Source organism: Flavobacterium sp. GCM10023249 (assembly GCF_042653365.1).
Classification (GTDB): domain Bacteria; phylum Bacteroidota; class Bacteroidia; order Flavobacteriales; family Flavobacteriaceae; genus Flavobacterium.
Genome location: NZ_JBHSHZ010000012.1, coordinates 82,614 through 97,785, shown reverse-complemented (window position 1 = coordinate 97,785; position 15,172 = coordinate 82,614). Strand labels below are relative to the sequence as shown.

Genomic DNA, 15,172 nt, shown 5'->3' with positions numbered 1-15,172 from the left:
TTTAATATTATGAAGGTAAATGTTCATGCAGTTAATTTCAACATTGATAAAAAATTAATCGATTTTATTGATGAGCGAGTGAATAAATTAGAAAAATTTTATGACAGAATTGTTTCGGCTGACGCTTTTTTGAAGGTTGAACAGACTAGTGAGAAAGAAAATAAAATTGTAGAGTTGAAAGTAATTGTACCAGGTGACGAGTTTATCGTGAAGAAGACCTGTAAAACTTTTGAAGAGGGGGTGGATTTGTCAATTGAAGCGCAAGAAAGATTGCTTGTTAAGCGAAAAGAAAAGTTGAGAGCACATGCCTAAATAAATTTTTCAGAAAAAAGTTTTGATTAATAAAAATAATACATACATTTGCAGTCCGTTAGAAATAGCGGACTTTTTTAATGAGTCGCCGGTGTAGCTCAGCTGGCTAGAGCAGCTGATTTGTAATCAGCAGGTCGTGGGTTCGAGTCCCTCCATCGGCTCAATTTTCTCACTTTTAATCGGTTACGATTAAAATGAGTTTTTGAAATATTGTTTTAAGGTTAGGGGAGATACTCAAGCGGCCAACGAGGACGGACTGTAAATCCGTTGGGAAACCTTCGCAGGTTCGAATCCTGCTCTCCCCACAAAGTTTTTGAGTGAAAATTTTATCAAGCTTGCTTGAATAAAATTTTGAAAAAAAAACTTTGAGTGCCGATTTATCGGTACAGGATCACAAAGTTTGCTTTGTAGTCCTTTAAAAAAGGAAGAGGGAATTCAGATTTCTGGATTCTAACTTCTGAACTCACAAAAGCCGGTGTAGCTCAGGGGTAGAGTGCTTCCTTGGTAAGGAAGAGGTCACGGGTTCAAATCCCGTCATTGGCTCAAATTAGTTTAAATTTTTGAACACTAATATATAACTAAGATTAAAAATTAAGTAAAATGGCAAAAGAAAGTTTTAATCGTTCGAAACCGCACTTAAATATCGGTACTATCGGACACGTAGATCACGGAAAAACTACTTTGACTGCTGCAATCACTAAAGTATTATCTGATGCAGGTTACTGTCAAGCAAAATCGTTTGATCAAATCGATAACGCTCCTGAGGAGAAAGAAAGAGGTATTACAATTAATACATCTCACGTAGAGTATGAAACAGCTAACCGTCACTACGCTCACGTTGACTGTCCAGGTCACGCGGATTACGTTAAGAACATGGTTACTGGTGCTGCTCAAATGGACGGTGCTATCTTAGTAGTTGCTGCTACAGATGGTCCAATGCCACAAACTCGTGAGCACATCCTTTTAGGACGTCAGGTAGGTATTCCTCGTATCGTTGTATTCATGAACAAAGTGGATATGGTTGACGATGCTGAGTTATTAGAATTAGTAGAGATGGAAATCAGAGATTTGTTATCTTTCTATGAATATGATGGAGATAATGGTCCTGTTGTTCAAGGTTCTGCTTTAGGAGGATTAAACAACGATCCAAACTGGGTACCAAAAATCATCGAATTAATGGAAGCTGTTGACAACTGGATTGAAGAGCCAGTTCGTGATAACGAAAAACCATTCTTGATGCCAGTTGAGGACGTATTTACAATTACAGGTCGTGGTACAGTTGCTACAGGTCGTATCGAAACAGGTGTTGCTAACACTGGAGATCCAGTTGAAATCATCGGTATGGGTGCTGACAAGTTAACTTCTACTATTACTGGGGTTGAAATGTTCCGTAAAATCTTAGATAGAGGTGAGGCTGGAGATAACGTAGGTTTATTATTGAGAGGTATTGACAAAGCTGATATCCGTCGTGGTATGGTTATTTGTAAGCCAGGATCTGTTAAGCCACACGCTAAATTCAAAGCTGAGGTTTATATCTTGAAAAAAGAAGAAGGTGGTCGTCACACTCCATTCCATAACAACTACCGTCCGCAGTTCTACGTTCGTACAACTGACGTAACAGGTACAATTTCTTTACCTGCAGGTGTAGAGATGGTGATGCCAGGTGATAACTTAACTATTGATGTAACTTTATTGAACCCAATTGCATTAAACGTAGGTTTACGTTTCGCTATCCGTGAAGGTGGTAGAACAGTTGGTGCTGGTCAGGTTACTGAAATTGTAGAATAATTACAATTCACTAAATAAGAATTAGCGTCGTTGCACGACGGCGCTAATTTTATAACATACGGGCGTAGTTCAAGGGTAGAATAGCGGTCTCCAAAACCGTTGATGGGGGTTCGAATCCCTCCGCCCGTGCAAAAATAAAATAGGATGAATAAAGTTACTAATTACATATCAGAAGCTTTCGAAGAGTTAAAGTCAAATGTAACTTGGCCAACATGGGAAGAAGTGCAAAAACTTACAGTGGTAGTTGCAGTTTTTTCTGTGATTTTTGCTTTAGCTACATGGGGTGTGGATACAGTTTTCGCAAAAGCAATTGCTGGTTTTTTTAACTGGATAAAAGGATAATTTTTGTTATGGCAGAAGCTGGTGTTAAGAAATGGTATGTTGTAAGAGCTGTAAGCGGACAGGAAAACAAGGTTAAAGCTTATATTGAGCAGGAAATTAATCGTGTTGGAATGGCTGACTACATTTCTCAGGTATTGGTTCCAACTGAAAAGGTGGTTACTGTACGTGATGGAAAGAAAATCAGCAAGGATAAGGTTTATTTTCCTGGTTATGTAATGATAGAAGCTAATTTAACAGGTGAAATTCCTCACATCATCAAATCGATTACTGGTGTAATTGGTTTTCTAGGTGAAGTTAAGGGAGGGGATCCTGTGCCTTTGCGTTTGTCTGAAGTGAACCGTATGTTAGGTAAGGTAGATGAGTTGGCGACAACTGTTGATCATGGAGCTATACCTTATACATTAGGGGAAACTGTAAAAGTTACTGATGGTCCTTTCAATGGTTTCAATGGAACGGTTGAAAAAATCAATGAAGAAAAGCGTAAGCTTGAGGTAATGGTGAAAATTTTCGGAAGAAAAACACCATTGGAATTAAGTTTTATGCAAGTAGAAAAAGTATAAATTTTTGTTACATATAACTCACATCAATCGCTTCCAATTGATAGATGTGCTAAATTTTTAAACAATGGCTAAAGAAGTTAGTAAAGTAGTTAAACTACAAGTAAAGGGAGGTGCTGCGAACCCATCGCCACCGGTTGGACCTGCTTTGGGAGCTGCTGGGGTTAACATCATGGAGTTCTGTAAGCAGTTCAATGCTAGAACACAAGATAAACCTGGCAAAGTATTACCAGTACAAATTACTGTGTATAAAGACAAATCGTTTGATTTTGTTGTTAAAACTCCACCTGCTGCAATTCAATTATTAGAAGCTGCAAAATTAAAATCAGGTTCAGGAGAGCCTAATCGTAAAAAAGTTGCAAGTGTATCTTGGGACCAGATTAAGACTATCGCTGAAGATAAAATGCCTGATTTAAATGCGTTCACAATTGAAAAAGCAATGAGCATGATTGCTGGAACAGCTAGATCTATGGGTATAACTGTAACTGGAGAATCTCCTTTAAATTAAGAAGAAATGGCAAAATTGACGAAAAAGCAAAAAGTTGCTGCTTCAAAGATTGAAAAGAATAAATTGTATTCTTTAAAAGATGCTTCTGCATTAATCAAAGAAGTTGCTGCTGCAAAATTTGATGAATCAGTTGATATCGCTGTTAAATTAGGAGTAGATCCTCGTAAAGCGAATCAAATGGTTAGAGGTGTGGTTTCATTACCTCACGGAACTGGTAAAGACATGAGAGTATTAGCATTAGTAACGCCGGATAAAGAGGCTGAAGCTAAAGCTGCTGGTGCTGATCACGTTGGATTAGATGACTATTTACAAAAAATAAAAGACGGTTGGACAGATGTTGACGTTATCGTTACTATGCCTGCAGTTATGGGTAAATTAGGTCCATTAGGTCGTATTTTAGGTCCACGTGGTTTAATGCCAAACCCTAAAACTGGTACTGTTACTATGGAAATTGGTAAAGCAGTAGAAGAGGTGAAATCTGGAAAAATCGACTTTAAAGTTGATAAAACTGGTATCGTTCACGCTGGAATTGGAAGAATATCTTTCGATGCTCAAAAAATCCAAGAGAACGCGCACGAAATTATTCAAACATTAATTAAATTAAAACCAACTGCTGCAAAAGGTACTTATATTAAGTCTATTCACTTATCAAGTACAATGAGTCCGGCTATCGCTTTAGATCCTAAAGCAGTATAATTGGTAGTTAAAAATTTTTGATATGACAAGAGAAGAAAAATCAATCGCTATTGGAGATTTAACTGCACAATTAGCTGGAGCAAATATCGTATACCTTGCGGATATTTCTGGTTTAAATGCAGATACTACTTCAAATTTAAGAAGAGCTTGCTTCAAAGCAGGAATCAAATTGGAAGTTGTTAAAAATACCTTGCTTGCTAAAGCAATGGAAGCTTCTGATAAAGAATTTGGTGAATTACCATCTACTTTAAAAGGGAACACTTCAATCATGATTGCTGATATAGCAAATGCTCCTGCAAAAATTATTAAAGAATTTCGTAAAAAAGGTGAAAAACCAGTTTTAAAAGGTGCTTTCATTAATGACGAAATCTATATTGGAGATAATCTATTAGAATCGTTAGCTTCACTTAAATCGAAAGAGGAAGTTATCGGAGAAATCATTGGATTACTTCAATCGCCTGCTAAACGTGTACTTTCTGCATTATTAAACAATGCTGAAACTAAAGGTGAAGCAGCAGAATAAATTGCGCACAAATAAATTATATAATTACAAATCATTTTAAAAGATAGAAAAAATGGCAGATTTGAAACAATTCGCAGAACAATTAGTTAACTTAACAGTTAAAGAAGTTAACGATTTAGCTACAATCTTAAAAGACGAGTATGGAATCGAGCCAGCTGCTGCTGCTGTAGTAGTTGCTGCAGGTGGAGGTGAAGCTGCTGCTGAAGAGCAAACAGAATTCACTGTAGTATTGAAAGATGCTGGTGCTTCTAAATTAGGAGTTGTTAAAGCGGTTAAAGAATTAACTGGTTTAGGTCTTAAAGAAGCTAAAGATTTAGTTGATGCTGCTCCAACAAACGTTAAAGAGGCAGTTTCTAAAGATGAGGCTGAAGGTCTTAAGAAAGCTTTAGAAGAGGCTGGAGCTGTTGTTGAGGTTAAATAATTTCACATAGTTTAGAATACAGGTTTAGGCCTTTGAGTACTTTACTCAAGGCCTAAACCATTTTTCGTTTAATAAAATTATCGTATTTTTTTTCTACCATAATTTTGGAATCGAAAGTTTTTAAATCAACACGAAGACAAAAATAAAGCTTTACTTCATTTTATTTTTTAGAGATGTGTTGGTTATAAAAAGAAGTATAATTGTCTTATTAATTAATTGTGTTTAACACAAAAATTACTTTTTTTTAATCAAAATTTTGTCCATGATGATATTAAATCAGACTGAAAGATTGAATTTTGCCTCGACAAAAAATATTCCTAGCTACCCGGATTTTCTGGATGTTCAGGTTAAGTCGTTTAAGGATTTCTTCCAATTGGAAACTAAATCTGACGAAAGAGGTAATGAAGGTTTATACAACACCTTCATGGAAAATTTCCCAATCACTGACACTCGTAATCAATTCGTTTTAGAATTTCTTGATTACTTTGTTGACCCACCTCGTTACACAATCGAAGAATGTATTGATAGAGGGCTAACGTATAGTGTGCCATTAAAAGCACGTTTGAAACTATACTGTACAGACCCAGAGCACGAAGATTTCGAAACAATTGTGCAAGATGTTTACTTAGGTACAATCCCATACATGACGCCTAGCGGTACTTTCGTAATCAACGGAGCTGAGCGTGTTGTAGTATCTCAGTTACACCGTTCACCAGGTGTGTTCTTTGGACAGTCATTCCACGCAAATGGAACTAAATTGTATTCTGCCCGTGTTATCCCTTTCAAAGGATCATGGATTGAATTCGCTACCGATATCAACAGTGTAATGTACGCTTATATCGATAGAAAGAAAAAATTACCTGTAACAACACTTTTCCGTGCAATTGGTTTTGAGCGTGATAAAGATATCTTAGAAATTTTCGACCTTGCTGAAGAAATCAAAGTTTCTAAATCAGGTTTAAAGAAATATGTTGGAAGAAAATTAGCAGCACGTGTTTTAAATACGTGGCATGAGGATTTCGTTGACGAGGATACTGGAGAAGTAGTATCTATCGAACGTAACGAAATCATCTTGGATCGTGATACGATCTTAGATAAAGATAACGTAGAAGAAATTGTTGAATCAAACGTAAAATCTATCTTATTACATAAAGAAGATTTGAATGCGGCTGATTACTCAATTATCCACAATACATTACAAAAAGACCCTACTAACTCTGAAAAAGAAGCAGTAGAACACATTTACCGTCAGCTACGTAATGCTGAACCGCCTGATGAAGAAACAGCTCGTGGAATTATCGACAAGTTATTCTTCTCTGATCAACGTTACAACCTAGGTGATGTAGGTCGTTATAGAATGAACAAAAAATTAGGTCTTGATATTCCTATGGATAAGCAGGTGCTTACTAAAGAGGATATCATTACTATCGTAAAATATTTGATCGAGTTAATTAACTCTAAAGCTGAAATCGATGATATTGACCACTTATCTAACCGTCGTGTTAGAACAGTTGGTGAACAATTGTCAGCTCAGTTTGGTGTTGGTTTAGCTCGTATGGCGCGTACTATTCGTGAGCGTATGAACGTTCGTGATAATGAGGTGTTTACACCAATTGATTTGATCAACGCGAAGACTTTGTCTTCTGTAATCAACTCTTTCTTTGGTACGAACCAGTTATCTCAATTCATGGATCAAACGAATCCATTAGCGGAGATTACGTACAAACGTCGTTTATCAGCACTTGGACCTGGAGGTTTATCTAGAGAGAGAGCAGGTTTCGAGGTTCGTGACGTTCACTATACGCACTATGGTCGTTTATGTCCGATTGAAACTCCTGAGGGACCAAACATTGGTTTGATTTCATCTCTTGGTGTATATGCTAAAGTTAACGGAATGGGATTCATCGAAACTCCTTACCGTAAAGTAACTAACGGTCAAGTAGATTTAGTTTCTGAACCTATTTACTTAAGCGCTGAAGAAGAAGAAGGAAAAATGATTGCTCAGGCAAACATTGAAATGGATGCTGATGGTAAAATTACTGCTGATAAAGTAATTGCTCGTGAAGAAGGTGACTTCCCGGTTGTTGATCCACATGTGGTTCACTATACTGACGTTGCACCGAATCAGATTGCGTCTATCTCGGCGTCATTGATTCCATTCTTAGAGCATGATGATGCGAACCGTGCGTTGATGGGATCAAACATGATGCGTCAGGCCGTACCATTGTTACGTCCTGAATCTCCAATTGTTGGTACCGGATTAGAACGTCAGGTTGCTTCAGATTCACGTGTATTGATCAACGCAGAAGGTAACGGAACCGTTGAATACGTGGATGCTAACATGATTACTATCAAGTATGAAAGAACAGATGCTGAAAGAGCGGTAAGCTTTGACACGGATGAGAAATCATACAACTTGATTAAATTCAGAAAAACCAACCAAAGTACATCTATCAACTTGAAACCTATCGTAAGAAAAGGTGATAAAGTAACTAAAGGACAAGTACTTTGTGAAGGTTATGCTACGCAAAATGGTGAATTAGCTCTTGGAAGAAACCTTCAAGTAGCGTTCATGCCTTGGAAAGGATACAACTTCGAAGATGCAATCGTAATTTCTGAAAAAGTAGTTCGTGACGATATCTTTACATCAATCCATATTGATGACTATTCGTTGGAAGTTCGTGATACTAAATTAGGTAACGAAGAATTAACGAATGATATTCCTAACGTTTCTGAAGAGGCTACTAAAGACTTGGATGAAAACGGTATGATTAGAATTGGAGCCGAGGTTAAACCTGGCGATATTCTAATCGGTAAAATTACACCTAAAGGAGAATCAGATCCAACTCCTGAAGAGAAGTTATTAAGAGCGATCTTCGGTGATAAAGCAGGTGATGTGAAAGATGCTTCATTGAAGGCTTCTCCTTCTTTACACGGTGTGGTTTTAGATAAAAAATTATTCTCAAGAGCTGTAAAAGACAAACGTAAGCGTTCGCAAGACAAAGACGAATTGGCTGCTCTTGAAATGGAATTCGAAACTAAATTTGTTGAATTAAAAGACAGATTAATCGATAAGTTATTCGTAATCGTTGACGGAAAAACTTCGCAAGGTGTAATGAACGATTTAGGGGAAGAAGTATTACCAAAAGGTAAGAAATACTCTAAAAAGATGTTACAGGCTGTGGAAGACTTCGCTCACTTGACTAAAGGTCAATGGGTAGCTGATGACGAAACTAATGCTATGGTTAATGATTTAATTCACAACTATAAAATTAAATTAAACGACCTTCAAGGGGCGTTACGTCGTGAGAAATTCACTATCACAGTGGGTGACGAGTTACCATCAGGTATCTTGAAATTGGCTAAAGTTTACATCGCTAAGAAACGTAAACTTAAAGTGGGTGATAAAATGGCGGGACGTCACGGTAACAAAGGTATCGTTGCTCGTATCGTTCGTCAGGAAGACATGCCATTCCTTGAGGATGGAACACCGGTAGATATCGTATTGAATCCACTAGGGGTACCTTCTCGTATGAACATCGGTCAGATTTATGAAACAGTACTTGGATGGGCAGGTAAAAAATTAGGTAGAAAGTATGCAACGCCAATTTTTGACGGTGCTTCTCTTGACCAAATTAATGCCTTAACTGACGAAGCTGGAGTTCCAAGATTCGGTCATACTTATCTTTATGATGGTGGTACTGGAGAGCGTTTCCACCAACCGGCTACTGTGGGTGTAATCTACATGTTGAAATTAGGACACATGGTGGATGATAAAATGCACGCACGTTCAATTGGTCCTTACTCGTTGATTACGCAACAACCATTAGGAGGTAAGGCACAATTCGGAGGTCAGCGTTTCGGAGAGATGGAGGTTTGGGCACTTGAAGCATACGGTGCTTCTAGTACACTACGTGAAATCTTAACCGTGAAGTCTGACGACGTAATTGGTAGAGCTAAAACTTACGAAGCAATCGTTAAGGGTGAAACAATGCCAGAACCAGGATTACCTGAATCATTCAATGTATTAATGCATGAATTGAAAGGTCTTGGTTTAGACATCAGATTAGAAGAATAAATAAATTTTCAGTAATCGGTTCCGATTTTTTCGGAACTGATTACTTATTAATTCGAGTTTTTAGGATTTAGCCCCGTAAACCGTTCCGATTTTTTATAAACATTTAGTTTATAATTAGCACTTCAAAAATGTTTTGAAGTTTAGAGAAGTAATCCGAGGTAGTGGAATAATGTTATGAGAACACCACTATAAATCAATTTTTAATTGCAAATAAATCAATAGTAGAAACTATGATGAATAGAAATAAAGATAAAAATACCATTAAGAGATTTGATAAAATTTCGATTGGTTTGGCATCTCCGGAATCTATCTTGGCTGAGTCAAGAGGTGAGGTTTTAAAACCGGAAACTATCAACTATAGAACGCACAAACCTGAACGTGATGGTCTTTTCTGTGAAAGAATTTTCGGTCCTGTAAAAGATTTCGAATGTGCTTGTGGTAAATACAAAAGAATCCGTTATAAAGGAATCGTTTGTGACCGTTGTGGGGTTGAAGTTACCGAGAAGAAAGTACGTCGTGATAGAGTAGGACACATCAATTTAGTTGTGCCTATCGCTCATATCTGGTACTTCCGTTCGTTACCAAACAAAATTGGTTACATCTTAGGTTTGCCGTCTAAGAAATTAGATATGATCATTTACTACGAGCGTTATGTAGTTATCCAAGCGGGTATTGCTAAAAACGCTGAAGGTGAATCATTACAAAAATTAGATTTCCTTACTGAAGAAGAATACTTGAACATTCAGGACTCTCTTCCAATGGAAAACCAATATTTAGATGACCATGATCCAAATAAATTCATCGCTAAAATGGGTGCTGAATGTATCATGGATTTATTAGCTCGTGTTGACTTGGATGCTTTGTCTTACCAATTACGCCACGCTGCTAACAATGAAACATCGAAACAAAGAAAAACTGAAGCATTAAAACGTCTTCAAGTTGTAGAATCTTTCCGTGAAGCGAATAACAACAGAGAGAATCTACCGGAGTGGATGATCTTGAAAGTGATCCCGGTTATTCCACCTGAATTACGTCCGCTAGTGCCTCTAGATGGTGGTCGTTTCGCAACTTCCGATTTGAATGATTTATACCGTCGTGTAATCATCCGTAACAATCGTTTAAAGCGATTAATGGAAATCAAAGCACCTGAAGTAATCTTACGTAACGAAAAACGTATGTTACAGGAAGCTGTGGATTCATTATTCGATAACACTAGAAAAGCTTCTGCTGTTAAAACAGAATCAAACAGACCACTAAAATCATTATCAGATTCATTAAAAGGTAAGCAAGGACGTTTCCGTCAAAACTTATTAGGTAAACGTGTAGATTACTCGGCTCGTTCGGTAATTGTCGTTGGACCAGAATTGAAAATGTATGAGTGTGGTTTACCAAAAGATATGGCTGCTGAATTGTACAAACCTTTCGTGATCCGTAAATTGATCGAAAGAGGTATTGTAAAAACAGTGAAGTCTGCTAAGAAAATCATCGATAAAAAAGAGCCTGTAGTTTGGGATATCCTTGAAAATGTAATCAAAGGTCACCCAGTATTACTAAACCGTGCTCCAACTCTTCACAGATTGGGTATCCAGGCTTTCCAACCTAAATTGATCGAAGGTAAAGCTATCCAGTTGCACCCGTTGACATGTACGGCTTTCAACGCCGATTTCGACGGTGACCAGATGGCGGTTCACTTACCATTAGGACCTGAAGCTATTTTAGAGGCGCAATTATTAATGTTGGCTTCTCACAATATCTTAAACCCTGCAAATGGTGCGCCTATCACGGTTCCTTCTCAGGACATGGTACTTGGTCTTTACTATATGACCAAAGAGCGTTTAACTACTCCTGAACTTAAAATTTTAGGTGAAGGTTTAACTTTCTACTCTGCTGAAGAAGTACACATTGCTTTGAATGAAGGTAGATTGGAATTGAATGCTCGTGTGAAAATTAGAGCAAAAGACTTCAACGAAAATGGAGAATTAGTTTATAAAATTATCCAAACTACTGCAGGTAGAGTATTATTCAACGAAGTAGTACCTGAAGCAGCTGGTTATATCAATGAGGTATTAACTAAAAAATCACTTCGTGATATCATCGGAAAAATCCTTGCAGTAACTGATGTTCCTACAACGGCAGCTTTCCTTGACAACATGAAGGATATGGGATATAAATTCGCATTCAAAGGAGGATTATCGTTCTCATTAGGGGATATTAAAATTCCAGATCAAAAACAATCATTAATTGCTGAGGCTAGAGAGCAAGTAGAGGTAATCTCTATGAACTATAACATGGGTCTTATCACTAATAATGAGCGTTACAATCAGGTTATTGATATCTGGACTTCTGCCAATGCGCAATTAACAGAATTAGCAATGAAAAATATCCGTGAGGACCAACAAGGTTTCAACTCGGTATATATGATGCTTGACTCTGGAGCGCGTGGATCGAAAGAACAGATTCGTCAGTTAACCGGTATGCGTGGTTTGATGGCGAAGCCGAAAAAATCAACTGCTGGTGGTGGTGAAATTATCGAAAACCCGATCTTATCCAACTTTAAGGAAGGTCTATCGATCTTAGAATACTTCATCTCTACGCACGGTGCTCGTAAAGGTCTTGCGGATACGGCGTTAAAAACGGCGGATGCGGGTTACTTAACTCGTCGTTTACATGACGTTGCTCAAGATGTTATCGTAAACCAAGTGGATTGTGGTACTTTAAGAGGTGTGGAAGTAACGGCTTTAAAGAAAAACGAAGAAATCGTTGAATCTTTAGGAGAAAGAATCTTAGGACGTGTTGCATTACAAGATGTAATCAATCCTTTAACTTCTGACGTAATTGTTGCTGCTGGTGAACACATTACTGAAGCAATTGTGAAAGAAATCGAGGAATCTCCACTTGAAAAAGTAGAAGTACGTTCTCCTTTAACTTGTGAGGCTGAAAAAGGTATTTGTGCTAGATGTTACGGACGTAACTTGGCTACAGGTAAGATGACTCAAAAAGGTGAAGCGGTTGGTGTTATTGCAGCACAATCAATTGGTGAGCCGGGTACTCAGTTAACACTTCGTACGTTCCACGTTGGAGGGGTTGCTGGAGGTCTTTCTGAAGAGTCTAGTATCATCGCTAAATTCCCAGGTCGTTTAGAAATCGAAGATTTGAAAACGGTTAAAGGTGAAGATAACGAAGGTAATGTAGTAGATATCGTAATTTCTCGTTCAACTGAATTGAAATTGGTTGATGAGAAAACAGGAATCTTATTAAGTACACACAATATCCCTTACGGTTCAAGTATCTTCGTTACTGATGCACAATCAGTAGCTAAAGGTGATGTAATCTGTAAATGGGACCCTTATAATGGTGTAATTATCTCAGAATTTACTGGAAAAATCGGTTACGAAGATTTAGAACAAGGACAATCGTTCATGGTTGAAATCGATGAGCAAACTGGTTTCCAAGAAAAAGTAATCTCTGAAGGTAGAAATAAAAAGTTAATCCCAACTTTACATATCTATGGTAAAGACGGTGAATTAATCAGAACATACAACTTACCGGTAGGTGCTCACCTTATGGTAGAAGATGGAGAGAAAATTAAAGCAGGTAAAATTTTAGTAAAAATCCCTCGTCGTTCTTCGAAAGCAGGCGATATCACCGGAGGTTTACCAAGAATTACCGAGTTGCTAGAGGCTCGTAATCCTTCTAACCCAGCTGTAGTTTCTGAAATCGACGGTGTTGTGTCTTTCGGTAAAATCAAAAGAGGTAACCGTGAAATCGTTATCGAATCTAAATTTGGTGAAATCAAGAAATACTTGGTGAAATTATCAAACCAAATCTTAGTACAAGAAAATGACTTCGTTAGAGCGGGTATGCCACTTTCTGATGGTGCTATCACTCCGGAAGATATCTTAAGAATTCAAGGTCCAGCTGCTGTTCAACAGTACTTGGTAAACGAAATTCAAGAGGTATACCGTTTACAAGGGGTAAAAATTAACGATAAACACTTCGAGGTGGTTATCCGTCAAATGATGCGTAAAGTTCAGGTTCAAGATCCTGGAGATACGTTATTCCTTGAAGAACAATTAATTCATACGAAAGATTTCATTTCTGAAAATGATAAATTATACGGAATGAAAGTCGTGGAAGATGCAGGTGACTCTGTGAACCTTAAACCAGGTCAGATTGTTACTGCACGCGAATTACGTGATGAAAACTCATTGCTAAAACGTGAAGATAAAAACTTAGTTTCTGCTCGTGATGTAATCACAGCTACTGCGACTCCAATACTTCAAGGTATTACAAGAGCATCGTTACAAACTAAATCATTCATCTCTGCGGCATCGTTCCAGGAAACAACTAAAGTATTGAACGAAGCTGCTGTTGCAGGTAAGGTAGATACATTAGAAGGTCTTAAAGAAAATGTAATTGTAGGTCACAGAATCCCAGCCGGTACAGGTATGAGAGACTACGATAACACAATTGTAGGTTCTAAAGAAGAGTATGATGAGTTAATGATTACTAAAGAAGAATATAATTATTAATAATTAATTTTTCTGACTATATTTATAAAGCCTAACAGTAACTTTACTGTTAGGTTTTTTTTTAATGTTTAAATGTAGAAATAATGAACAACCCAATCAATCCGGAAGGACAAATCAATATCGAGTTAGATGAAGCTACAGCAGAAGGAATTTACTCGAATTTAGCGATTATCAACCACTCAAATACTGAGTTTGTCATAGATTACATCAATATCATGCCGGGTGTGCCAAAGGCAAAAGTAAAATCAAGAATTATCTTAACACCACAACACGCAAAACGCCTAGTAAAAGCCTTGGCTGAAAACATCAGCCGTTTTGAAAATGCACATGGCGAAATCAAAGAAGTGGAACAAGCTCCTATTCCGTTGAATTTCGGTCCTACCGGACAAGCATAGTAAATATGGTCAAAATAAAATATATTGTTCTAACTTGTTTTGTCATTGTAATTTTGACTGGATTTTTTCTTTTCAAAAGAATCCCTTTTGGTCCCGGAATTTATGATTTTACGAAGGAGGTTACAGGAGATTATGTTTTATATAGAACGTCGTCAAATAGTGTTTTTATAGCGCCTGAAGATGGATGGAACGATGAAATTCCCACGATTCCTGAGAAAGTAATAAGATTGAATGATTATAATGATTTTATTATTGCAGAGAGGCAGGAATTAAAACCAAGAAAATTGGATCGAAATGATAGTTACATGATTCCTGACGAATCAAAAATAAGTTATTGTATACTTGATACTGACAAGAAATATGTTCTTAAGAACTTAAACAAGAATCAATTTAAAAGGAAGTTGGATTCTCTTGGAATTCCAAATCAAATTGAATTAATTGATATTTATGAATATTAAAAAAGCGACCAATCGGTCGCTTTTTATTTGTTGTACTATTTTTATTGTTGAATGAATAGTAAAAGTTGTTAAGCTTCCAGTAACTCTTGCTAGGCCTCGTGTAAAAATTGTTAGGCCTTATGTGTTTATTGTTAAGCCTTGTGTAAACCTTGTTAGGCTTTATGTACTTATTGTTAAGCCTTGTGTAAAGTTGGTTAAACTTTGTACACTGATTGTTAGAACTCTGGTAAAGATTGTTAATCCTTGTGTACTTATTGTTAGGCCTTGTGCGCTTTACATTAAAGCTTGTTCACTTTACGTTGTGTCTTGTGTAAAGAGCGTTATGCTTTGTGTATTGGGCGTTATGCATCGTGTAAAGAGTGTTGTATTTAATGCATCAGGTGTTGGTTCTTGTGTAAAAGGTGTTGGGCTTTGTGTAAAGAGCGTTACGTCTGGTGTAAAAAGTATTAGATGTTGTGTTTGTGGTGTTGGATCGTGTGTGTTTAGTGTTGGGCTTTGTGCTCCAATAGTTAAGGTCCAATCACTATAAAGAAAAAAGACAATGCTCTGTAATAACAAAACA

At 37.2% G+C, this 15,172-nt stretch carries 13 protein-coding genes and 4 tRNA genes; 16 read left to right on the top strand and 1 reads right to left on the bottom strand.

The genetic code is table 11. The features are described 5' to 3' along the window. Positions 1-9: 9 nt before the first annotated feature. The 16 genes from hpf to ACFO7M_RS11170 all read left to right on the top strand — a co-directional run bounded on the left by hpf (position 10) and on the right by ACFO7M_RS11170 (position 14,610). On the top strand, positions 10-312 hold the full coding sequence (gene hpf / locus ACFO7M_RS11245; RefSeq protein WP_379716028.1) for a ribosome hibernation-promoting factor, HPF/YfiA family: 303 nt from the start codon (positions 10-12) through the stop codon (positions 310-312). Between the two features lie 87 nt (positions 313-399). Beyond that, positions 400-473: transfer RNA gene (locus ACFO7M_RS11240), tRNA-Thr, on the top strand. 63 nt (positions 474-536) lie between these two features. Beyond that, positions 537-617: transfer RNA gene (locus ACFO7M_RS11235), tRNA-Tyr, on the top strand. A 166-nt stretch (positions 618-783) separates the two neighbouring features. After that, positions 784-855 (top strand) — tRNA-Thr (locus ACFO7M_RS11230). Between the two features lie 57 nt (positions 856-912). Further along, positions 913-2,100, top strand: coding sequence for an elongation factor Tu (gene tuf, locus ACFO7M_RS11225; protein ID WP_264543454.1), 1,188 nt, complete (start codon positions 913-915; stop codon positions 2,098-2,100). Between the two features lie 58 nt (positions 2,101-2,158). Beyond that, positions 2,159-2,229, top strand: a tRNA-Trp gene (locus tag ACFO7M_RS11220). Between the two features lie 15 nt (positions 2,230-2,244). Beyond that, positions 2,245-2,442: a preprotein translocase subunit SecE gene (gene secE, locus ACFO7M_RS11215; RefSeq protein ID WP_379716024.1), complete on the top strand. Its 198-nt coding sequence runs from the start codon at positions 2,245-2,247 to the stop codon at positions 2,440-2,442. An 8-nt stretch (positions 2,443-2,450) separates the two neighbouring features. Further along, positions 2,451-3,002: a transcription termination/antitermination protein NusG gene (gene nusG, locus ACFO7M_RS11210; RefSeq protein WP_379716021.1), complete on the top strand. Its 552-nt coding sequence runs from the start codon at positions 2,451-2,453 to the stop codon at positions 3,000-3,002. A 64-nt stretch (positions 3,003-3,066) separates the two neighbouring features. Continuing rightward, positions 3,067-3,507 carry a 50S ribosomal protein L11 gene (rplK, locus tag ACFO7M_RS11205; RefSeq protein WP_379716018.1) on the top strand — a complete coding sequence of 147 codons (441 nt, stop codon included), beginning with the start codon at positions 3,067-3,069 and terminating at the stop codon, positions 3,505-3,507. A 6-nt stretch (positions 3,508-3,513) separates the two neighbouring features. Then, positions 3,514-4,203 (top strand): 50S ribosomal protein L1, encoded by a 690-nt coding sequence (gene rplA / locus ACFO7M_RS11200; protein ID WP_379716015.1) that lies wholly within the window; start codon positions 3,514-3,516, stop codon positions 4,201-4,203. A gap of 22 nt (positions 4,204-4,225) precedes the next feature. Next, positions 4,226-4,726, top strand: a complete 501-nt coding sequence (gene rplJ, locus ACFO7M_RS11195; protein ID WP_379716012.1) for a 50S ribosomal protein L10 — start codon at positions 4,226-4,228, stop codon at positions 4,724-4,726. 52 nt (positions 4,727-4,778) lie between these two features. Then, positions 4,779-5,147: a 50S ribosomal protein L7/L12 gene (gene rplL / locus ACFO7M_RS11190; protein WP_379716009.1), complete on the top strand. Its 369-nt coding sequence runs from the start codon at positions 4,779-4,781 to the stop codon at positions 5,145-5,147. A gap of 265 nt (positions 5,148-5,412) precedes the next feature. After that, positions 5,413-9,225 carry a DNA-directed RNA polymerase subunit beta gene (gene rpoB, locus ACFO7M_RS11185; RefSeq protein WP_379736047.1) on the top strand — a complete coding sequence of 1,271 codons (3,813 nt, stop codon included), beginning with the start codon at positions 5,413-5,415 and terminating at the stop codon, positions 9,223-9,225. Between the two features lie 230 nt (positions 9,226-9,455). Then, positions 9,456-13,757 (top strand): DNA-directed RNA polymerase subunit beta', encoded by a 4,302-nt coding sequence (rpoC, locus tag ACFO7M_RS11180; RefSeq protein ID WP_379716006.1) that lies wholly within the window; start codon positions 9,456-9,458, stop codon positions 13,755-13,757. 83 nt (positions 13,758-13,840) lie between these two features. Continuing rightward, positions 13,841-14,152 (top strand): DUF3467 domain-containing protein, encoded by a 312-nt coding sequence (locus ACFO7M_RS11175; RefSeq protein ID WP_379716003.1) that lies wholly within the window; start codon positions 13,841-13,843, stop codon positions 14,150-14,152. A 5-nt stretch (positions 14,153-14,157) separates the two neighbouring features. Continuing rightward, entirely contained in the window at positions 14,158-14,610 is a 453-nt protein-coding gene (locus ACFO7M_RS11170; RefSeq protein ID WP_379735696.1) for a DUF3997 domain-containing protein, read from the top strand. A gap of 294 nt (positions 14,611-14,904) precedes the next feature. On the opposite strand, the gene ACFO7M_RS11165 is transcribed toward ACFO7M_RS11170, so the two are convergent. Further along, complete coding sequence (locus tag ACFO7M_RS11165; protein WP_379735694.1) at positions 14,905-15,168, bottom strand: hypothetical protein; 264 nt, start codon at positions 15,166-15,168, stop codon at positions 14,905-14,907. Between the last annotated feature and the right edge of the window lie 4 nt (positions 15,169-15,172).